Source organism: Streptomyces smaragdinus (genome assembly GCF_009604385.1).
Taxonomy (GTDB): Bacteria; Actinomycetota; Actinomycetes; order Streptomycetales; family Streptomycetaceae; genus Streptomyces; species Streptomyces smaragdinus.
This window is the reverse complement of record NZ_WEGJ01000033.1, coordinates 1-20,810: the sequence shown is the minus strand read 5'-3', so window position 1 is coordinate 20,810 and position 20,810 is coordinate 1. Positions and strand designations below refer to the sequence as shown.

Below are 20,810 nucleotides of genomic sequence, written 5' to 3'. Positions count from 1 at the left end.
ACATCGCAGTGGACGGGTCAGGCACCGACCCGTCCCGCGATCCGCCGCCGGAAGTGCGGGCACTCCGCGACGTCCTCGTGCGCGCAGTCCAGGCCACCCTCGACCGTGATCGACGCGGACGACGCGGCCCTCACCCGTACGATCGTGCACGCCCGCGCCGACCTCCCCGGGCCGGCCGCCGGTACCGCGGCCTGCTCCTCGACGGCGGCTTCGAGGACGTCACGGTCGAGGCGCACACCGGCGTGTTCACCGACCCCGCCATGCTGTCGCTGCTCACCCGGCTCGCCGAACCGGCCTGCGCGAGCGGCGCCGTCGACCGCGACCGGGCCGACGCCTGGCTCGACGAACAGCGCCACCGGGCCGATACGGGGCGCCTGCTCATCGCCGTCCCGGTCTTCCTGGCCGCCGCTTCCTCCCCTTCGCACTCCGGCGGGCGGCCTTGACCGGAAACGCCCGATGGCCCAGCCGCCGGAGTTCCTCCAGCCCCGCCCGGTCCGGGTGTGCGGAGTCCAGCGCGGCGGCGAGCGCGTCGCGGACCTCGGGTCCCTGGGCCCGCAGAGCCTCCTCCGCACCGGTGCCGCCGCCCGCGAGCTCCACGAGCTGCAACAGGCTCTCGGCGAGCACGAGCAGATGTTCCCCGTCGGTCATGTCCGCGGGGAGCAGCAGATCACGGTGGACCAGCGCGCTCAGCACAAGTGGCGCGAGCCGGGCGTCGCCCCGCAGCCCGCGCAGCAGACGCTCGCCGTCGGGCAGCGCGGTCAGCAGCACGTCGAGCATCGCCTGCGCACGGGTACGGAAGACCATGACGGCTACGGCATCGGTGAGCTGCCGCAACGCCGCGTCTCGCGCACCGTGGGCCGCGAGCCATCCTGCCAGTTCCGTACGGGCGGAGTCCGGGTTGTAGTCGTCGGCCAGCACCCCCAGCAGACCGGCCGCCGGCGCCTGGGCCAGCTCCCCGACCAGCGGCGCGTCCCGGCCGGCCACCAGAAGGCGGCGGCGCAGGGCGTGGGTGCCCAGCTCGGTGAGGCGGATGAGCTCGACCGGTCCGGCCGCGAGTTCCTCGCGCCGGACCCGGTCCCGTGCGTCCGCGTCCTCGTCCCGCGGCTCGCCCCCGGCACCCAGCAGCTCCGCGAGCTCCGCCGGCAGGCCCGGGGGAAGTCCGTCCCCGGGGCCGGACAGGTCGACGTCCAGAAACACCGGATCGGCTGTTCCATGCTCCCGTTCGATCGCGCCGAAGTCCTCCAGCACGTCGAGGACGGTGTGCAGATCCCGGTCGGCGTGGTCGAACCACATGCGGTGCCCCAGGCCGGCCCCGCTGTCGGAACCGATGTCGAAGCGGGCCCGGTAGGCCAGATGCACGGAGTCACGCAGATGCGGCCAGGGCATCGGGTGCGGAAGGCTGTACAACGTGTTCAGCACGTCCTCCAGCACCGCCTCGTAGGCGTCGAACAGCATCGACTCCATGTGCCACCCGCTGCGTGCCCCGATCAGCGCCTGACGCAGCTCGAAGAACGCGTCGAAGGCGGCCGACCACAGCCGCAGCGGATCGGCCAGCACCGCCCGGGCCTTGGCGACCGCGTACAGCCGCCCCTTGACGACCCGCACCAACCGCGCCTTCTTCGCCCACTCGACCAGCAACCCCAGCCGCGGCAGATCCGCCGAGGAACGCACCCCCTCGGTCTTGTCACCGGTCCCCAGTGCCTCCACCAGCGCTCGCGCGTCGGCCATCCGCAGCCGGCCCGCCCCCGTCACCGCGCGTCCGTCGCGTCCCGCCCACTCGGCCAGCCCGCGCAACTGCGCCACAACGGCGGACGCCCCGGCCCGCCGGCGCAGTTCGTCGTCCGGCGGCAGCACCACGGGCAGCTGGGGCTCGGCCCGTACCGCACCGGCCAGTCCCCGGCCGGTGAGTCGCCGCTCCATGATCGCGTCGAGGGTGTGCTGCTCGAAGTCGGCCTCGCCGGCCTGCACCCGGTCCGCGAATCGCTGCATGGCCGCGTCGTTCAGTACGTCCACGCCCTGCCCGGCGGCAGTCATCGTCCAGAACTTCGCCAGACCCCAACGGGAGGGGTCCTCCATCGCCGCCGGATACCGGTCGGCCGCCGCGTCCACCGCGGCGAGGGACTCCTCGAGTACGGGACCGCGCGGATCCGCCAGCCGCATCGCGTGCAGGAAGCGCACCAGCGTACGCACCGTCCCCGGCCCGTCACCGGGCTCTTCCCCGGGAAGCTCGGTGACCCGCTCCGGCAGCCAGGACAACAGCAGTTCGTCCACGTGCCGCGGCTCCCACAGCCCGAGCCGCCCGTCGACGGTGCCCTCGTGCCGGTACTCCAGCGCCGCCTCCGCCAGAAACGCGTCCACGGGCAGCCGCTGCTCCTCGGCCCACCGCACGAGCCGGTCGACGAACAGCTCACAGCCCGCCTCGAACTCTTCCCCGGCATCGGCCTCGAACGTCATCCGCATGAACCCGCCCGCCCAACATGTCCGCCTCTGAATTCCGCAGACACGCTATCGCCGGGCGAGGGCCCCCGGTTCGGCCGGGCAAAAGGTCACCCCTCCGTGGCTGTACGTGACGCCCGGCTACCGTCGCGGCAGATGCCGCGCCAACAGCTCCGCGAGATGCTCCCCCCGCCGATCGGTCAGATCCCGCAGCTGCGTCCGGCAGCTGAACCCGTCCGCCAGCACCACCCCGTCGGCGGACGTCTCCCCCACCGCCGGCAGCAGCTGCTGCCCCGCGACCGCCACGGACACGTCGTGATGCCCCTTCTCCACCCCGAAGTTCCCCGCCAGCCCGCAGCACCCCCCGATCCGCCGCACATCCGCCCCCGCGTCCCGCAGCAACGAGGCATCCGCCTCCCACCCCATCACCGCATGGTGGTGACAGTGCGGCTGCGCGAAGCCCGAGACGTCCCCCAGGTCCGGCGCCACCCACCCCTCCGTCGCCGTCAGCACCTCCGCCAGCGTCCGCGTGGCCGAGGCCACCTCCCGGGCCGCATCCGCCTCGGAACCGGAGAGCAGCTCCGCCGCATCCGCCCGCAGCACCCCGGTGCACGACGGCTCCATCCCGACGACGAGCGCCCCCCGCCGTACATGCGGAAGCAGCGCGGCCACCGTCCGCCGCAGCTGCGCGCGAGCACCATCAAGCTGACCCGTCGAGATCCACGTGATCCCACAGCACACCGGCTCGGAAGTCACCGCCACCCGATAGCCCGCGTCCTCCAGCACGGCCACCGTCGCCCGCCCCACCTCAGGCGAAAAACCGTCCGTAAAGCTGTCGACGAACAGCACCACTTCCCCACGATCCCCCGCCCCAACCACCCGCCGCGAAGCGAACCACCGCCGGAACGGAACGGGAGCGAACGACGGCAGCCCCCGCCGCGCATCGATCCCGGCGGACCACGCGACGAACGGCCGCAAGGAAGACAGAGCCCGATTGGCCAAACGCGTCAAGAAGGACGACCGCCCCACCAGCCGCGTCCACCGCGGCAGCCACCCCAAGGCGTAATGCGACCGCGGCCGCAGCCGCCGGCGATACCGCTGATGCAACGCCTCCGCCTTGTACGCCGCCATATCCACCCCCGTCGGACAGTCGGACGCACACCCCTTGCACGACAGGCACAGGTCCAGCACATCGTGCAGCGCGGAGGACCGCCACGGATCCGACCCGAGATGCCCGGAGACGGCGTCCTGCAGCACCCGCGCCCGCCCCCGCGTCGAATCCTTCTCCTCCCGTGTCGCCTGATACGACGGACACATCACGCCACCGGAGTCGGCGCGGCACTTCCCGACCCCCGTACACCGATGCACGGCCCGCGACAGATCCCCCCGGTTCTCCCCGTACGCAAAGGCCAAAGGCAGCTCAGCCCTCGAAAGCGAACGGGGCACCCGCAGATCAGCAGTAACCGGAGCGGGCCGGACGATCACGCCGGGATTGAGCACGTCATCGGGGTCGAACAGCCCCTTCACCCGCCCGCACAGCGCCAGCGCCTCCGGCGAGTACATGTGCGACAGCAGCTCGCTCCGTGCCCGCCCGTCCCCGTGCTCGCCGGACACGCTGCCGCCGTGGCGGGCGGCGAGGGCGGCGGCGTCGTACAGGAAGTCGCGGAAGACGGTCGTACCGCCGGGGCGGTCGAGGGGGAAGTCGATCCGGATGTGCACGCAGCCGTCCCCGAAGTGCCCGTACGGCACCCCCGTCAGCCGGTGCTCCCCCATCAGCGCCTCGAACTCCCGCAGATACGTCCCCAGCCGCTCCGGCGGTACGGCCGCGTCCTCCCACCCGGCGTGGGCGGGCTCGCCGGCCTCCGTACGGGCGGCGAGCCCGGAGCCGTCCTCGCGGATGCGCCACAGGGCGGCGGCCCGGGCGGCGTCGGCGACGACCATGGAGTCGAGGGCCCCGGAGTCGGCGACGACCCGCCGCGCGACGGCGGCCAGCTCGCCCGGGTCGTCGCCGGCGAGCTCGACGAGGAGCCAGCCGGAGCCGCGCGGCAGGGGCGGTACGGCGTGGGGGCCGCGGCGGTTTCGTACGACGTCGGTGATCCGCGCGTCGAGGCCCTCGCAGGCGACGGGGTGGTGCGGGAGGAGGGCGGGGACGGCGTCGGCGGCGTGGGCCATGGAGTCGTAGCCGAGGACGACGAGGAGCTGGGCGGGGGCCTCGCGGACCATGCGCAGCCGGGCGCCGAGGGTGAGGGCGAGGGTGCCTTCGCTGCCCACGAGGGCGCGGGGGACGTCGAACTGGTGCTCGGGCAGGAGGTGTTCGAGGGAGTAGCCGGAGACCTGACGGGTGAAACGCCCGAACTCGGTCCGCAGCAGCGCCAGATGATCCCCGGCCAGGGCACGCAGGCTGTCCAGCAGCGGGTCCCCGGTGGTCGGAGAGGGCATCGCGCCCAGGCGCAGCCGCTCGCCGGAGCCGGTGACGACGTCGAGCCCGAGGACGTTGTCGCTGGTCCGCCCGTACCCCAGGGCCCGCGAGCCGCAGGCGTTGTTGCCGATCATGCCGCCGAGGGTGGCCCGGTTACGGGTCGACGGATCGGGCCCGAACCGCAGCCCGTCCCGCCCCGCGACGGCGTGCAGCTCCGACTGCACGACGCCGGGCTCGACCAGCGCGGTCCCGGCGTCGGGGTCGATCTCCAGCACCCGGTTCAGATGCCGGCTGACGTCGACGACGACCCCGGGCCCGACGGCGTTCCCGGCGATGGAGGTCCCCGCGCCGCGCATCGTCAGCGGCACCCCGTACTCCCGGCACACGGCGAGGATCGCCGGCAGCTCACCGACCTCCCGCGGCACCGCGACGGCCATCGGCGCGACGCGGTAGAGGGAGGCGTCGGAGGAGTACAACGACCGCGCCAGCACGCTGTCGTCCACCCCGCTGACCCCGGCCCGCCGCAACGCCTCCGTCAGGTCCCCGGCATCCACCATCACGTACCTCCGTCGCGTACAGCGCCTGGACCAGCAGTTTCGCATCCGCTGCCCCGGGGGTCCGGACACGAAACAGCGGGTACCACCCCGACCCCGGGGCGATACCCGCTCGCGTCGACAGACCGGATCAGCCCCGCAGAGCCACCGTCACCGCCGCCGACTCCCGGACGGTGTCCTGGAAGCCGTCCAGCGTCCCGGTCACCTCGACCGTGACCCGCTTCCCGCGCTCGTGACCGGTCAGTTCGTACGTCGCGCCCGTGGCGATCGGCTTTCCGTCGGCCAGCCAGCGGTACCAGAACGCCGCGCCCGGCGTCCACTCGCCCGCGTCGACCGCGAGGACCACACCGGCCTTGACGCGGTTCTTCCCGTCCGTCGAAAGGACCGCAGGCGCCGAGGCCGCCAGATGCGGGTTGACCAGGGTGAACGTCACCGACGTCACGTTCCCCTCGACGTCGTACACGTCAAGGGTGTTCTCCCCGACGACCGCGCCGCGTTCCCCGCGGACGATGCCGTCGAACGAGGTGACAGCGGCGTCGGAGAGGTCCGTGACCGTCCCGTTGAGGACCGCCTTGTCGACCCCGCCCGCGTCGCGCAGCTCGAACGAGATCGTCTCGTACGTCTGCTCGACACCGTCCTTGACCACAACGGTCGGTGCCACGGTGTCGATGCCCAGGTCACAGTCGATCGTGCCGACCCAGAGCGAATGCCCCTCGTTGTTGCCGTCGTCCGAACGGATGACCTGCTTCTGCCCGGCGACGCAGGTCGAGTCGGGCATGAGCACGAAGCCCTCGAGGTTACGGTCGGCCAGACCGGCCGGGCGGTCGTAGATCCGGTCGCTCACGAAGGCGCCGGAAGCACCCAGCTTCAGCAGCACCGTCGATCCCGCGCTGGAGTTGTCGGCGACGGCCCACAGCCGGTTGTTGTCGGCGTCCCACTGGGTGTCCGCGATGTTCGGCATGCCCGTGGCGATGTCGGCGAGGCGGTGGCTCGTACCGTCGTCGCCGAGGACGTACGCGTAGATGTGGCCGTTCTTCTCGAGCGCGAGGAAGAACACGCCGCCGCCGTGCGCGGGGTAGTCCGCCGGGTCGTACGCCGCGCCGGTCGACTCGTCGCGGAAGCGGCCCGCCAGCGCCTCGTCGGGCACATAGGTGATGCCCTCGAAGCCGAGGTTCGCGTCGTCGGAGTCGCCCGGGCTCAGCACTCCCGCGAAGTCCGCGGTGAGGTCCCAGCTGTCCGTCGGGGTCAGCGTCGGGCCGGAGGCGTTCGGGTCGAAGCGCAGGACGCTGTCGAGGGCGACGTTCTTGTTCGCGTTGTCGCGCTCGGTCGTCACGAAGAGGCCGCCGTCGGCGGTCGTGATGCCCTCGGTGTCGGGCTGGCCGGAGCCGTCCGCGAAGACGGTCGCCTTGCCGGCGGTGGCCGCCGGGTCGGCCGTGCCCCAGCCGTTGTCGGTCGCGGGGACCCAGAGGCCGGCGGCGTCGCGGTGCAGCTTGTAGATGCGGTTCTTGTTCTTGACCGCCCACAGCGTGGCGGGGTCGGCCGGGTCGACGTCGAGCCCGGAGACGTCCTGGCCGGACGCCGAGGTGACGAAGCCGCACTCGGTGTCCGCGGCGGTCCAGGCCACGCCGCCCGGCCACGCGATGCCACCGGGGACGGCGGGGCCGCTGCCGGTCGGGGCCTCGGTCTGGCAGTCGACGCCGCCGGGGGGCGTGCCGGGGTCGCCGGGGGGCGTGCCGGGGGCGGACGAGAAGCGGCTCATGCCGGGGGAGCCGATGTAGCCGCCGGTGGAGGCCCAGCTGCTCTCCGCGTCGCCGACGGTCGAGCGGGTCCACGCGGCGGCGTCGTCCGCGCCGATCACGTCCGCGCTCGACGGCCAGGCGCTGGCGGTGTCGGTACGGGGGCCTCTGCCGGACTCGTCGCCGTAGGTGAGGGTGTCCTGGAGGGTGCCGGAGGCGTCGTAGAGGTTGATCGCGTCGGCGCGGCCGAGGTTCGTGGTGTTGCCGCCGACGACCTTCACAGTGTCCGCGAGCCTCCACTGCGTACGGAACGCGTCCGCGGACGCCTCGCTGAGGAGGAACGACTCGCCGGCCGCGATCGTCCCCGCCGGACTCAGGCTCACGTCGCCGGGCGTCGCGCCGCTGTCCGAGAACGACCACCCCGTCATGTCGGCGGGGGCGTCGCCGAGGTTCGTGAACTCCACGAACTCCGAGCCGTTGTACTCCCACTCCGTGATCTTCACGTCCGGCGCCCCGGCCGCTACGGCCGTCCCGCTCAGGGCGCTCGCGGCGCCGCCCATCAACGCGGTCGTCGCGACCGCGGCGGCCAGCCTTCTTCTTCTCGTACCCACGTCACATCCCTGTCCTGACAACAACGCGCTGCAGTGCGCCTGACGAGACTCACGCCATCCGGCAACGGGCGGCTGAACCGCGCCCGCCGGTGGGGTGAACAACCCCGAAGTCCCGGTGGCGGCTTCGCGCCAGACGTTTCTCCCGTCACACTGGGCATGTTCAGGTCAACGGAGGCGATCCCTCCGACCCGCCTACTCCGAAAGGTCCCCCGCCGATGAAACGCAGTCTGCGCGCACTCGTGGGGGCGGCAGCCGCCGCCCTCGCGCTGGCCACGCTCGCCGCACCCCCCGCCGCGCACGCCGCCACCACCGCCACGGTCCCGTCCCAGGGATCGCCGACCCAGCTCGACGTCGGCAACTACAACATCGAGTGGTTCGGCGCACCCGACATGGGCCCGACCAACGAGGCGCTGCAGCAGCAGAACGTCCGCGACGTCATGGCCGGCGCCGACATGGACGTATGGGGCCTCGAGGAGGTCGTCAGCACCTCGGCGTTCAACTCGCTCGTCGCCGGAATGCCCGGCTTCACCGGCATCGTGGCGAACGACTCGCGGGTGACGAACGGGGCGGCGTACTACTCCGACTTCAACAACACCGAGCAGAAGGTCGCGCTCGTCTGGCGCAGCAGCGTGGCGAGCCTGGTGAGCGCGAAGGTCATCCTGACCGCGCAGAACAGCGTCTTCGCCGGCCGCCCGCCGGTGGAGTTCAAGCTGCGCGGCACCTTCGACGGCGTCTCCCGTGACCTGATCTTCATCGTCATGCACGCGAAGGCCGGCTCGGACACGGCCGCCTGGAACCAGCGCGACCCCGCGTCGCAGGCGCTCAAGTCCTACCTCGACACGACCTACCCGACGCAGGACGTCTTCGTCATCGGCGACTGGAACGACGACGTCGACACGTCGATCACATCGGGGAAGGCGTCCCCGTACGCGAACTTCGTGAGTGACACCGCGCGCTACGGCTTCCCGACCCGCGCCCTCTCCCTGGCCGGGGTGGCCTCGACGACGAGCTACCCGGACTTCATCGACCACCAGCTGGGCACCAACGAGGTCTACGCGAGGTACGTCGCGGGTACGGCGAAGGCGTTCCAGCCGCAGGCGTACATACCGAACTACGCCTCCACCACCACCGACCACTACCCGGTGATGGCCCGCTACAACTTCGTCACCGGCGGCGGGGGCGGCACCGACCCGGCGGGGGTCATCCTCAACGAGGTCCTGGCCAACGAGCCCGGCAGCAACACCGCCGGCGAGGGCGTCGAACTGGTGAACACCGGCAGCACCTCGATCAGCCTGGCGGGCTGGACCCTCCGCGACGGCACGGCCCTGCGCCACACCTTCGCCTCCGGCACGACACTCCAGCCCGGAAAGGCGCTCACGGTCTTCGGCGGCTCCTCTGCCATCCCCTCGGGCATCACGGCGGTGGCGGCGAGCACCGGCGACCTCAACCTGGCCAACGGCGGCGACTCGGTGATCCTGCGGGACGCGTCGGGGGCGACGGTCCAGTCGCTGACGTACTCCTCGACGCTGGCGAGCACGGACGGCGTGTCGATCAACCGCAGCCCGGACGTGAGCGCGACGGGCACGTGGGTGAAGCACAACACGATCAGCTCCCTGCTCCAGTCCCTCGGCCGCCGCGCGAACGGCACGGCGTTCTGACGCCGATGCCGGGGACCGCTACGTACGGCGGTCCCCGGCATCGGTCGCGTCAGCAGTAGAGGTTCGCGCCCGGCGTCACGCCGAGGATCGCGGTGAACCGGATGTACGCGTCGACCCGGCTCTGGACCTGTGCCGGGTTACGGCCGTCGCACTCCAGGGAGCCGTTGATGGAGCGGATCGTCTGGCCGAAGCCCGCCCCGTTGACCATGGCGTTGTGGGGGGTCATCGAGCCGGGACCGGTCTGGGTGTTCCAGTACCAAAGGCCCGTCATCATCGCGACGGCCGGATCGGTCTCGACCCGCCAGGGGTTGTTCAGGAGGTCGATGCCGAGGGCGTCGCCGGCGGCCTTGTAGTTGAAGTTCCAGCTCAGCTGGATGGGGCCGCGACCGTAGTAGGCGGCCTGGCCGGCGGGGCAGCCGTAGGGCTGGTTCCAGTCGCAGTAGTGCGGGTAGTTGGCGGTGTTCTGCTCGACGATGTACACGAGACCGCCCGTCTCGTGGTTCACGTTGGCGAGGAAGGCCGCCGCCTCCTGCTTGCGCACGGTGTCGCTGCCGGTGCCCGCGAAGGCCGGGTACTTCTTGCCGGCGGCGACCAGACCGGCGTACGTGTAGAAGGGGTTCCGGTTCGGGAACATCTGGTTGAACTGGGCCTCCGACACCACGAACCCGGACGGCGTACCGCCGCCGCTCGCGGGCGCGTTCCACTTCTGGTTCGCCGCGCCGGTGCAGCTCCAGATCTGCAGCCGGGTGCCGTCGGCGCTGGAGTTGTCCCGGACGTCCAGACACTTGTTCGCCGCCGGGTTGACGATGTCGTGCGCGGCGGTGACGACCCACTTCTGGTTGGCCCCGCCGGTGCAGTCCCACAGCTGGACGGCCGCGCCGTCGCCGGTGCCGCGATCCACGACGTCAAGACACTTCCCGAGAGCACGAAGGCTCCCGTCACCGGGATTGGACCACCGCTGCGCGCTGGTCCCGTTGCAGGTGTAGAGCTGAACGGCGGTGCCGTTGGCGCTGCTGGCGGCCGCCACGTCGACGCACTTGCCGGCGAGCCCGGTGATGGAACCGTCGGCGGCCTCGGCGGGCGCCGCGGTGAAGAGGGCGGACAGTACGGCCGTAAGTGCGGTCAGGGCCAGGGCCCTTCCGGAGAATCTGCGTATACGCATGGAGGGGGACACGCTCCTCGGTGGGGGGACAGGGGGTGTCGCGCGACGTGAAGTTAAAGGTCTGGACCACCATGCGTCAAGGGTTGAAGTAAGTATTGAAGGAAGGGAGTACGGCGACAACCCACCCGGAAACCGGGTAGCCGCGCACCGACGCCTCACCGTGTGCCGCTACGGACGAGGCCGAACACCTTGCCCAGCCTTGACAGTGCCACCTTGCTCGACGGCGGTACGTTGGCCGGCCCCCGGAAGCGCCTGATCAGCGCACCGGACTCCGATCGGAGATCATCGATCCGGCCGGGACGTGACCTGATGGCCCCCGCGGATAGATTCCCGTCGTGATCCACGACGAAGACACTCTCGCTGCCGAACTCGACCGGGTCCGCCGACGCCCCCCGGCCGGCTCCGCGCCCCCGGTGCCGGCTGCCTTCACGGCGGAGGTGTCCTCGGGCACCCCGGAGGAATACGCCGCCCGGGTACGGGAGGTCCTCGCCGCGGTGCTGGAGCTGGCGTGCACGGTGGAATTCGGCGACGAGGACCTGCCGGAGGACACCATTCCGTCATGGTTCGTCTCCGCCTCCGGGGACACCTATTCCGCCCGGACCGGCGGAGAGCCCTGGTCCCAGCAGAACTGGCTGTTCCGCTTCCACCCGGACGAGGAATCCCGCGGCTGGCAGTTCTGGGACGTGGTCCCTGCGGGCCCGTCGCAGGTCCGCGTACTGGTCGACAGCTGGGGCGAGTCGTTCTTCGGCAGCCTGGAACTCCAATGGCTGCTGTACGCCGCCGGGGCATCCGGGGTCAAGGGCCCAAACCTGCTCCGGACACGCTCCTGAGCCCGGCCCCGGGGCGCGACCGTCGAGTGGCCCACTCCGCGCCTTCGGGGCGGCCGGATCGGCTACGGGCGGGGGCCGTTCACCCGATACGTCAGTCCTCATCGGGTACGGGGATCCGGGCCCCCCGACTCTCGGCGACCCGGTGTACGGCGCGCAGCGACTCGGCCATACGGGCCACGAGGTAGCGGAGCTGGGGGAGGGTGGTCGGGCCGTGATCGAGCATGTCGGCGGCATGTCCGATCAGTTCGGCGGCCATGATGAGCTGCACCCGCTCGACATCATCCGCGACCCGGGACACCTGCCCCTTCCCGTCCCCGAGGAGATAGCAGGGCTTGCCCTCCGGCGTGGTCCAGGGCAACAGCCGCCCGCCGCTCACGCGGGCACCTCCATCCCGTGAATCACCCGCGGCCCGGCGTCCACGCCGTGCACGGCGAGCCACAGCTCCAGCCGCCGGGCCCGCTGCCGCCGGGCCTCGGCGCGGTGCTCGTGGGCGAAGACGTAGGGGCGTACGCGCGGCGGGGTGAGGTCCGGGGCGGGCGGAGGCGGCTGCGGGATGGCTGTGGGACGTGGGTCGTGGGCTGCGGGTGGCGGCTCCGGGGCGGCGCGGCGGTGACGCCCTCGGCTCGGCCAGAGGAACCACAGCAGCGGTTCAAGAAGGGGGGCGATCAGGTCAAACACGTCTTCAACTCCTGTGTGGGGATCTCTTCGTCCGGTCGGCGATCGGCCGAGCCCTTGCGACAGCGGTGCGGACCACCGACGGATGGCATCGCTGTGTAGCGATCCACTCACAGAGTGAGACAACTCCTATTACGCTCACCAGGGGTGACGGTGTGACAAGGCTTCCGTCACATGGGAGGCACCGGATGTCGAACATCTACGGGAATTGGCTCAGGTCCCAGCGCGAGGCCCAAGGCCTCACCCAGCAAGAACTGGCGGACCTGGCACTCATGACCCGCTCGCACATCGCCCACATCGAGGCGGGCCGCCGCCTGCCGTCCAGGGAGGACGCCCGCCGCCTGGACAAGGCCCTGGGCACGGGAAACGTACTGGCCAGCTTCCTCCCGGACGAGGACGCGGCGGTCGCCGAGTACTTCGAAACAACGCGGCTGCTCGAACAACAGGCCACGATGATCCAGGAGTTCGCGCTGTCCTACGTGCCCGGCATCCTGCAGACAGCGTCGTACGCCCGTACAGTTTTCCGCTTGGCATTCCCCCCGCCGAGTGATGACGAGTGTGACAGGCTCGTCGTCACACGGCTCGAGCGCGCCAAGGTACTCGATGGGGCGCGCACGCCCGTAGTGTGGACGCTGCTGGATGAGGCAGTACTACGCCGCCCCGTCGGTGGAGCGACCGTCATGGCTGAACAGCTCAAGCATCTCGTCTGCTTGGTGGAGAGCGAACGTGTGCGCCTTCACGTTCTGCCGTTCGACCTGGGGTTTCACCCATTGCTGCCGGGCATGGTGACGCTGATGTCATTCGAGGACCAGCCACCGGTCGCCTACAGCGAAGGGGCAGCGATCGGCAAGCTGCACGACTCCCCGGACGTGGTCCAACGACTGCAAGGCGCATACGCTTTGGCCATGGGTGATGCGCTCCCATTGAGGGAGTCCCTCGCCGTCATGAATAGATACGCGGAGGAATACGAGCATCATGACTGAGCGCCTCATACCGTGCGCGGCCGTGTTGAACGGCTGGCGCAAGTCCTCCTACAGCAACAGCGAAGGAGGCAGCTGCCTCGAGATCCTGGACGGGCACGCGTCCGGCGTCCCAGTCCGCGATTCCAAAGACCCCAATGGTCCCGCGCTGGTCTTCCCACCAGATGCCTGGGCGTCGTTCGTAGAAGCCGTCAAACTCGGCCAGTTCCTTACCTGATCGGACATCCAGCGTCCCCCTCCCCCTGGGGCGAGGCTTCCTGGTCACCGGCTTCGTCCTCGACGAGGAGCGCGGGCCCCAGGGGTGGGGAGCCGAAGAGCGGTGGCCTCTACCTGGGACTGGTGTTCCTCGAGCGGCTGGGTTCCGTCGAGTTCGGTCGCGTCGTTGGCCACGTCAGCAACGACGTCAGTCGGCAGCTCTGTTCAGCAACGCTTCTATGCGGGCGCGGATGGACGTGGCCCGGGGGTCGGTATAAGGGGTCAGGTGGGTCAGGGCCTCGATCCAGTGGCCACGGGCGGTCTCGGGGTCCTCCGGGTGAACGGCTGCAGCCAGGTGGTCGAGTTCCAGGGCGAGTTGCCACGTGTCCCCCAGGTCGCGGTGAACGGCCGCGGCCTGGCGGTGGAAGGTGGTGGCCTCGCCGCGGCGGTCCATCGCCGCATACGTCTGGCCCGTGCCGCGCCAGGCCAGGGCTTCGCGGCTGCGGTCGCCGAGGCGTCGGTGGAGCATGGCGGAGCGCTGGTAGGAGGTCAGGGCGTCGCCGTGCTGGGCGGTGGTGCGCTGGATGTCGCCGAGGGTGAGGAGCCAGAAGCCTTCCCGGGTGTGGTCGCGGAGGGCGAGCGCGATATCGAGCGCCTCGTCGATGGATCGCCGGGCGGCATCCGTGTCGCCCTCTTCGAGTCGCAGGGCGGCCGCGATCCGAAGCAGGTTGCCTTCACCGCCACGATTGGCCAGGGCCCGGTGCGCGGCAAGCGCCTCGTCGATGACCGAGGCGGCCTCGGGCAGGCAGCCGGCGCTAAGGCGAGTGCTGGCGATGTTGGACAGCGCGGTGGCGGCTCGTTGACCATTTCCCAGGTCCCGGAAGACGGTCATGGCCTGCCCGAAATGCGTGTCCGCCAAGTCGAGTTCGCGCTGTCGTAGATGAATCAGGCCCATGAGGTTGAGGGCCTGGGCCTCGTCGTACCGGCTCTGCGAGCTGCGAGCCAATGTGACGGCTCGCCCCAGTGCGTCCAGGCCCTCGGAGAAATTGTTCAGGGCCCTGTGCGCGATGCCCATGTTGATAAGCAGTCGTGTCTGCGCTCTCTGATCCTCTCGTCTTGTCGCTGCCTCCAATCCGAATCGGCCCAGCTCCAGCCAGTCCCGCTCCGACGAGGAGGCGGGACGTGCGAACCACAGGATGGTGGCCAACTGCCCAGCCGTCCCGTCCATTCCGTTTCGGACGGCGTCGCGCACGGCGGGGAGGAAGTTGCCCTGTTCCCGTTCGGACCAGTCGACGGCGGCGTTGTAGTCGGTGAAGACGAGGGGCGTAACTTCCGGCAAGGGTTCAGGCAGTGGCAGATGGTCCTCTGATGGATAGAGCCACGTCTGGGCGGCATCGGCCGTGTGGAGGTACCAGCTCAGGACGCGTCGTCGCGCGGCTTGCCTTTGGTCGGACGACTCCTCTGCCTGCGCGAGGTCGGTGGCGTACGCGCGTAAGAGGTCATGGAACTCGTAACGGTCCGGGGCGGTCTGCTCCAGCAGGTGGGCCCCGACCAGATCGTCGAGTAGCTGGCGTGTTCGGCTGGGTGTGGCTTCGCCGAGGGCGGCGGCAGCGGGGAGGCTGAACGCCGCTCCAGGGTGCAGGCCAAGGAGGCGGAAGAGGCGTGCGGAATGCGCGGGTAGCGCACGGTAGGACCAGGTGAAGACCGAACGGATTGCCTCGGCCTCGTCATCGATGCCGGTGCTGAGAGCGTCCCAGAGGGCGGACTCGTCACGCAGATCGCTGATGAGATCGTCGAGTCGCATGTGCGGGTGGCTGGCGGCCCGTTCGGCGGCGATCCGCAGGGCAAGCGGCAGACGGGCGCACAGGCGCGCCAGTTCTGCGAGTTTGTCGCCGTCGTCCTCGGGTCGATAGCCCCTCGTGACCGCGCGCAGCAGAGCGACTGCCTCCAGCTCCGGAAGCGTGCCAAGGGTGATCCTTTGGGCGCCGTCACGCACCGAGAGACCTGCCAGGCGGCTGCGGCTGGTGACCACAACGAGGCTGTCTCCTCCGCCGGGGAGCAGCGGCCGGACTTGGCTGACCGTGGCCGCGTTGTCCAGGAGGATCAGGACCCGGCGGTCGGCGATCAGTGAGCGGTACATCGCTGCCGCGTCGTCAACGTCCTGGGGAACCTCGGCCGGGGCCACCCCCAGGGCCCGCAGGAAACGCTGAAGTGCCTGCGCGGCTGTGACTGGTTCTCCGGGATCGTACCCACGGAGATTGACGAAGAGCTGGCCGTCCGGGAACTGGTCCTTGACCTGGTGCGCCCAGTGCAGGACCAGCGAGGTTTTGCCCGCACCCGCCGTGCCGGCCACCACGTGAACGGAGACGACGACGCGCCCGCCGTTTCGGTCGGCAAGCACCGCGTTCAGCTGTCCCAATTCGTCGGAGCGGTTGACGAAGGTGTTCACGTCGGCCGGGAGCTGGCGTGGGACGGGTCCCGATCGCCCCGAGGCGGCGACGTGGTGGAAGTGGATGTCACCAGTGACGCTCCCGGCCTGAACGACATCACGAGACGACCCGGAGAGGTCGTTCCGCGAGTCTCCGGGTCGCCTGTTGCCCTCTGTAGGCACGTCGATCGATGTGCCCTGGTCAGGCCGCGGGCGGCGGAGGCAGGTCGGCCACGGCACGGTCGAAGTACGCCTGGACGTCCTCCGCAGCCGCGTACAGTTCCCGCAGATGCTCCGCCCAGTTCCCCACGATGCTGGGATCGGTGAAGCGAATCGCCCCGTCCGGTTGACCGGCAGCGGTGTACAGCACACGGTAGAGAACCCTGCTGTCCAGAAGGTTCAACTCCGGCAGCAACGCATCGCCCTCCGCGGCGGCGACCGCGGAAGCAGGCAGGACGCGAACGGAATGCCCGCATTCCGCGCTCAGTCGTAGCCAGTGCAGCTCCCACTGCACATACGGCGTCAGCGGCTCCTCAACCACACGGACACGATGAAAGACCGCCCCGCGCGCAGCTTCATCCCTGGCCCTTCGAACCAAGGCGTCACGGTCGGCCTCGAACAGCCGCAACACCGCCGGCCAGTCCCCCCGACGCAGCGCCTCCCGGCTGTCGTCGCCTGTCTCCTCGAAGTGCTGCAACCGCTCCAGTTTCCAGGACTCGCCATCGCGGATCGCGGCGCGCCGCCCCCGGAAGTCCCGCTTGTAGTCCTGGCGTGTGAGCCGCTCGCCCAGCTCGTCCGGGAGCCCAGGAGCGAGGAGATCAAGCATCGGGAATGTCCACCTTCGCCGCACTCAGCATGTTGCCCGGGATGACGACCAACGCCTCGTCCGGCCCCAGGTTCACCTCGCTCGGCAGGCGCGAACGGTAGTGCGCGGTGAGATCGCGGCCGATCACCGCAACGTCACCGTTGCTCAGCTGCCAGATGTCCGGGCATTCGTCGTCGTCCTTGGAGTTGCCCAACTCCGCCGCCGACTTACCGAGACGCTTGACGAATAACGCTGACGGATCGGCTTCCCACGCGCGGGCCACGACTGCCTCCAGTATCCACAGCATCACTGACAGTGTCCTCAACGATACCGGGGGCACCCGGATGCGTACATCAGGAAAGCCGCCAGTCCATGCAGCACTCCCCCAGCGGACGCGCGGACGTCCTGAGCTACCGCACGGGTGATCAGAGTCACACAGATGATGGGACGCAACCCCCTGTATCGACGACATCCGAACCGGAGTCGCCCGGGACGTCGCAAGGATCGGCCGAAGCCTTCAACTCTCCTGCACGGGGGAAACCGTGGGACTGGTGAAGGTGATGCCGGAGAAGTCCCGACCCTGGACCACCGGACCGTACTGAGTACCGCCACTGACCGTGTTGGTCACCGAGCCCTCGACCGACGCTGGAATCCGGCCACGCCACGAGTCCAGCGCGGCGGCGAACTCCGGGTCAACGGCCGCCCGTGCGGCGAGGGCAACACTCAACGCTTCTGCCCGTGCCAGTTCGGCTGGTGCCTCGGCCAGCGCCACCAACTCGGCCTCCCCGGATGCCGAGGCTCCCGCCTGCCCGCCGAACGGTCGCCGAACCAACTCACTCAGCGTCGCCCAGGCCTGCCGCCCCAGCTCGCCCCCGACCCCGCCTGCCAGCGCCGCCAGCACTCCCACCGATACCGGATCCAAGGGCGTCTCCTCGACTACACGTTCCCGGTCTCATTTCGACTGACCACGGTAGAGGCGAGACCATCCTCACCGCAGCCCGAATCTCTGAACCACCGGAAGCTCCTGAATGCCGCCCCGCGAGGGGCCAAGGACAGCCCAGAGGCCTAAGAAAGAAAAAACCCCAGGTCACGGTAAGTGAGTCCTGGGGTTCTCGGAGCCGCCTTCGGGATTCGAACCCGAGACCTACGCATTACGAGTGCGTTGCTCTGGCCATCTGAGCTAAGGCGGCGTGCGGCGTACGTCAGTGTGACTGCCGCGGCGTCGGTAAGTCTACACAGTTTCGGGGGGTGGTCCGTACGCCGGTGGGTGGGGGGCCGAGGGTGTCGTACGGGTCACATTCCGTTAGGTGCAGCGCTTGCCGTTCTTCGGGGCTTTGCCCGTGAGCAGGAACGTGTTGATCGTGCCGTCCACGCACGTGCTGCCCCGGACGTATGCCGTGTGGCCGTCGCCCTCGTATGTCAGGAGGACGCCCGAGTCGAGCTGGGACGCCAGGCTCTTCGCCCAGCCGTACGGGGTGGCCGGGTCGCGGGTCGTGCCCACGACCAGGATGGGCGGGGCGCCCTTCGCCTCGATGCGGTTCGCGGTGCCTGTGGCGGCCACCGGCCAGTCGCCGCAGTTCAGGGCCGCCCAGGCGAAGTCGCGGCCGAAGACCGGGGACTTCGCCTCGAAGTTCGGGATGCTCTTCTGGACGTCCCGCGGGCGGCGGAACGGCGCCGGCTGGTCGAGGCAGCTCACCGCGGCGAACGCGTACATCATCGTCCCGTAGCTGCCGTCCGGCCCCCGTTCGTAGTACTGGTCGGAGAGGTCCAGCAGCCCCGTACCGTCGCCGTTCTCCAGCGCCTCCGCCAGGGCGTCGCGCAGGGTGGGCCAGAAGTCCTCCAGGTACATCGCCTGCAGCACGCCCATCGTGGCCAGCGGCTCGCTCAGCCGGCGCTTCGGGTCGTCCGTCGGCAGCGGCTTCGCGTCCAGGGAGTCCAGCAGCGCGCGCAGCCGCTTGCCCACGTCGGCCGTCGACTCCGTGCCCAGCGGGCAGTCCCGGCGCTTCACACAGTCCGCCGCGAAGGCGTCGAAGGCCACGTCGAAGCCGGCGTTCTGCTCGAGGTTCAGCTCGAGGGCGGACAGCGACGGGTCCATGGCGCCGTCCAGCACCAGCCGGCCCGTACGCGTCGGGAACAGGCCCGCGTACGTCGCCCCCAGCATCGTGCCGTACGAGGCCCCGACGTACGTCAGCTTCTCGTCGCCCAGCGCGGCCCGCAGCACGTCCATGTCGCGCGCCACCTCGGCCGTCGAGACGTGTCCGAGCAGCTCCCCCGTGTGCTTCTCGCAGCCCTCCGCGAACTTGTCGAACGCCTCCATCAGCCTGCTGATCTCTCCGGCGTCGTCCGGCGTCGCGTCGACCTGGGTGTGCGCCTCCATCTCGCGGTCCGTCAGACAGCGCACGGGCTGGCTGCCGCCGACGCCGCGCGGGTCCATCGCCACCATGTCGTACGCGGCCCGCACCGCCGGCGGATAGCCGATGCCCGCCCACGAGTGCAGGAACTCGATCGCCGACGCGCCCGGCCCGCCCGGGTTCACGTGCAGGGAGCCCTGCCGCTTGCCTCCGGTTGCCTTCGTCCGCGACACGGCCAGCTTCACGTCCTTGGCGGTGTCGGGGGCGGTGTAGTCCAGGGGGACGCGGAGGGTGGCGCAGTCGAAGGACGGGGCGTCGGCGCAGGGCTTCCAGGTGAGCTTCTGGTCGTAGTACGGCTTCAGCGCGGCGGGGATCTCCGGCGCCAGGGCGGCCAGGGTGCGGACCTTCGAGCTGCCCTGCTCCGTACGGGCCCGGGCGGGCTCCTCCGGGGCGCCGGACGAGGTGCAGGACGTAAGGAGCAGGGCGGACGTCAGGAGGGCCGCGGCGGCCGGTGCCGGGAGGAGCAGGCGCATGCGCTCACCGTAGTGGCGCGGATACGCGACGTCGTGGGCGGCTTGCTGCCCGTACGGGTGACAGCTAGCCGGCGCGCAGAGCCAGGGTCATCGCCTCCATCGCGAGGAGGGGGGCGACGTTGCGCTCGAGGGCGTCGCGGCAGGCGAAGATCGCCTCTATGCGGCGGAGGGTGGCCTCCGGGGCGGAGTCGGCGGCGATCCGGCTGACGGCGTCGCGTACGTCCTCGTTCGCCAGGGGGGTGGGGGCGCGCAGCTGGAGGGCCAGGACGTCGCGGTAGAAGCCGGTGAGGTCCGTGAGGGCCAGGTCGAGGCTGTCGCGCTGCGTACGGGTGGCGCGGCGCTTCTGGCGGTCGGCGAGGTCCTTCATCGCCCCCGCCGTGCCCCGCGGCATCCGGCCCGCGCCGCCGGGGGCCGCGCCCAGCGCCGTCCGCAGGTCCTCCGTCTCCTGGGCGTCGGTCTCCTCCGCGCGCTGCTTGGCGGCCTCGGCGGCCGTGTCGACGAGCTCCTGGGCGGAACGCAGGCAGCCGCCGATGTCCGCGACCCGCAGGGGGACCTTGAGCACGGCCGCCCGGTGCTCGCGGGCGCGCGCGTCGGTGGCCAGCAGGCGGGCGCGGTCGATGTGGCCGCCGGAGGCGCGGGCGGCGTCGGCGGCTGCGGCGGGGTCGATGCCGTCGCGGCGGACGAGGAGGTCGGCGACGGCGGCCACGGGCGGGGTACGCAGGGTCAGGGAGCGGCAGCGGCTGCGGATGGTCGGGAGGACGTCCTCGAGGGAGGGCGCGCAGAGGAGCCACACGGTGCGGGGGGCGGGCTCCTCGACGGCCTTCAGCAGGACGTTGGCGGCGCCTTCGGTGAGGCGGTCGGCGTCCTCGAGGACGATCACCTGCCAGCGGCCGCCGGCCGGGGAGAGGTTCGCCCTGCGGACGAGCTCGCGGGTTTCCTTGACGCCGATCGTGAGAAGGTCGGTGGCGACGACCTCGACGTCGGCGTGGGTGCCGAGGAGGGCGGTGTGGCAGCCGTCGCAGAAGCCGCATCCGGGTGCGGTGGCCCGGTCGGGGGCGAGGCATTGGAGGGCGGCGGCGAAGGCTTTTGCGGCGGTGGCGCGGCCGGATCCGGGGGGGCCGGTGAAGAGCCAGGCGTGGGTCATCGCCGAGGCTGGTTCGCCTCCGGCGGGGGGGTGGTCGTCGGGGGCTCGGTCATTGGCGGTGCGGTCGCCTTCGGCGGGGGGGCGGGTGCCTTCGGCGGGGGGGCGGTCGACGAGGGCGGTGGCGGAGCGGGCGGCGGAGGTCAGCTGGGCGCTGATGCGCTCTTGGCCGATCAGGTCGTCCCAGACGGTCATGGGGGGTGCCTCCGATTTCTTCCGCTGGGTTCCATTGTGGGGGGTGCCTGTGACACGCCGGGCGTCCGCCCGGGGGGTGGGGTGGGTGGGGGTGCGGTGGC

The 20,810-nt window shown here is 70.8% G+C and carries 18 protein-coding genes and 1 tRNA gene; 5 read left to right on the top strand and 14 right to left on the bottom strand.

Annotated elements, in window-relative coordinates:
* Window positions 1-17: 17 nt before the first annotated feature.
* Window positions 18-236: a hypothetical protein gene (locus tag SRB5_RS37600; protein WP_323378613.1), complete on the bottom strand. Its 219-nt coding sequence runs from the start codon at window positions 234-236 to the stop codon at window positions 18-20.
* Between the two features lie 6 nt (window positions 237-242).
* Here SRB5_RS37600 and SRB5_RS37595 point away from each other — a divergent pair, with 6 nt between their 5' ends.
* Complete coding sequence (locus SRB5_RS37595) at window positions 243-443, top strand: methyltransferase domain-containing protein (RefSeq protein ID WP_323378612.1); 201 nt, start codon at window positions 243-245, stop codon at window positions 441-443.
* Here SRB5_RS37595 and SRB5_RS28045 read toward each other — a convergent pair.
* The 3 genes from SRB5_RS28045 to SRB5_RS28035 all read right to left on the bottom strand — a co-directional run bounded on the left by SRB5_RS28045 (window position 379) and on the right by SRB5_RS28035 (window position 7,756).
* A complete protein-coding gene (locus SRB5_RS28045; protein WP_228390517.1) occupies window positions 379-2,454 on the bottom strand; it encodes a hypothetical protein in 2,076 nt (691 codons plus the stop codon). The genes SRB5_RS37595 and SRB5_RS28045 overlap by 65 nt on opposite strands.
* Before the next feature lie 123 nt (window positions 2,455-2,577).
* A complete protein-coding gene (locus tag SRB5_RS28040) occupies window positions 2,578-5,412 on the bottom strand; it encodes an FAD-binding and (Fe-S)-binding domain-containing protein (protein WP_153456248.1) in 2,835 nt (944 codons plus the stop codon).
* Window positions 5,413-5,539: 127 nt separating this feature from the next.
* Window positions 5,540-7,756 (bottom strand): lamin tail domain-containing protein, encoded by a 2,217-nt coding sequence (locus SRB5_RS28035; RefSeq protein ID WP_153456247.1) that lies wholly within the window; start codon window positions 7,754-7,756, stop codon window positions 5,540-5,542.
* 215 nt (window positions 7,757-7,971) lie between these two features.
* Here SRB5_RS28035 and SRB5_RS28030 point away from each other — a divergent pair, with 215 nt between their 5' ends.
* Window positions 7,972-9,414 (top strand): lamin tail domain-containing protein, encoded by a 1,443-nt coding sequence (locus SRB5_RS28030; RefSeq protein WP_153456246.1) that lies wholly within the window; start codon window positions 7,972-7,974, stop codon window positions 9,412-9,414.
* A gap of 49 nt (window positions 9,415-9,463) precedes the next feature.
* Here the strand turns inward: SRB5_RS28030 and SRB5_RS28025 are convergent, their stop codons facing one another.
* On the bottom strand, window positions 9,464-10,576 hold the full coding sequence (locus SRB5_RS28025; protein ID WP_153456245.1) for a glycoside hydrolase family 19 protein: 1,113 nt from the start codon (window positions 10,574-10,576) through the stop codon (window positions 9,464-9,466).
* Between the two features lie 335 nt (window positions 10,577-10,911).
* On the opposite strand from SRB5_RS28025, the gene SRB5_RS28020 reads away from it, so the two are divergent.
* A complete protein-coding gene (locus tag SRB5_RS28020; protein ID WP_228390507.1) occupies window positions 10,912-11,406 on the top strand; it encodes a hypothetical protein in 495 nt (164 codons plus the stop codon).
* A 91-nt stretch (window positions 11,407-11,497) separates the two neighbouring features.
* On the opposite strand, the gene SRB5_RS28015 is transcribed toward SRB5_RS28020, so the two are convergent.
* Both SRB5_RS28015 and SRB5_RS28010 read right to left on the bottom strand, forming a co-directional pair.
* Complete coding sequence (locus tag SRB5_RS28015) at window positions 11,498-11,782, bottom strand: hypothetical protein (protein ID WP_323378611.1); 285 nt, start codon at window positions 11,780-11,782, stop codon at window positions 11,498-11,500.
* Window positions 11,779-12,084 (bottom strand): hypothetical protein, encoded by a 306-nt coding sequence (locus SRB5_RS28010; RefSeq protein WP_323378610.1) that lies wholly within the window; start codon window positions 12,082-12,084, stop codon window positions 11,779-11,781. Before SRB5_RS28010 ends, SRB5_RS28015 begins: the two co-directional genes overlap by 4 nt.
* Window positions 12,085-12,269: 185 nt before the next feature.
* Between SRB5_RS28010 and SRB5_RS28005 the strand changes: the two genes are divergently transcribed.
* Entirely contained in the window at window positions 12,270-13,064 is a 795-nt protein-coding gene (locus SRB5_RS28005) for a helix-turn-helix domain-containing protein (protein ID WP_153456244.1), read from the top strand.
* Window positions 13,057-13,278: a DUF397 domain-containing protein gene (locus SRB5_RS28000; RefSeq protein WP_153456243.1), complete on the top strand. Its 222-nt coding sequence runs from the start codon at window positions 13,057-13,059 to the stop codon at window positions 13,276-13,278. The genes SRB5_RS28005 and SRB5_RS28000 overlap by 8 nt, the downstream gene beginning before the upstream one ends.
* 186 nt (window positions 13,279-13,464) lie before the next feature.
* Here the strand turns inward: SRB5_RS28000 and SRB5_RS27995 are convergent, their stop codons facing one another.
* The 7 genes from SRB5_RS27995 to SRB5_RS27965 all read right to left on the bottom strand — a co-directional run bounded on the left by SRB5_RS27995 (window position 13,465) and on the right by SRB5_RS27965 (window position 20,709).
* Entirely contained in the window at window positions 13,465-15,705 is a 2,241-nt protein-coding gene (locus tag SRB5_RS27995) for an ATP-binding protein (RefSeq protein ID WP_323378609.1), read from the bottom strand.
* Window positions 15,706-15,886: 181 nt separating this feature from the next.
* Window positions 15,887-16,510, bottom strand: coding sequence for a DUF6879 family protein (locus SRB5_RS27990; protein WP_153456242.1), 624 nt, complete (start codon window positions 16,508-16,510; stop codon window positions 15,887-15,889).
* Entirely contained in the window at window positions 16,503-16,772 is a 270-nt protein-coding gene (locus tag SRB5_RS27985; RefSeq protein WP_323378627.1) for a hypothetical protein, read from the bottom strand. The genes SRB5_RS27990 and SRB5_RS27985 overlap by 8 nt, the downstream gene beginning before the upstream one ends.
* 234 nt (window positions 16,773-17,006) lie before the next feature.
* Entirely contained in the window at window positions 17,007-17,411 is a 405-nt protein-coding gene (locus SRB5_RS27980; RefSeq protein ID WP_153456240.1) for a hypothetical protein, read from the bottom strand.
* Window positions 17,412-17,605: 194 nt separating this feature from the next.
* Window positions 17,606-17,679 (bottom strand) — tRNA-Thr (locus SRB5_RS27975).
* Window positions 17,680-17,792: 113 nt separating this feature from the next.
* Window positions 17,793-19,373: an alpha/beta hydrolase gene (locus SRB5_RS27970; RefSeq protein WP_153456239.1), complete on the bottom strand. Its 1,581-nt coding sequence runs from the start codon at window positions 19,371-19,373 to the stop codon at window positions 17,793-17,795.
* A 64-nt stretch (window positions 19,374-19,437) separates the two neighbouring features.
* Window positions 19,438-20,709, bottom strand: coding sequence for a DNA polymerase III subunit delta' (locus tag SRB5_RS27965; RefSeq protein WP_153456238.1), 1,272 nt, complete (start codon window positions 20,707-20,709; stop codon window positions 19,438-19,440).
* Window positions 20,710-20,810 lie beyond the last annotated feature (101 nt).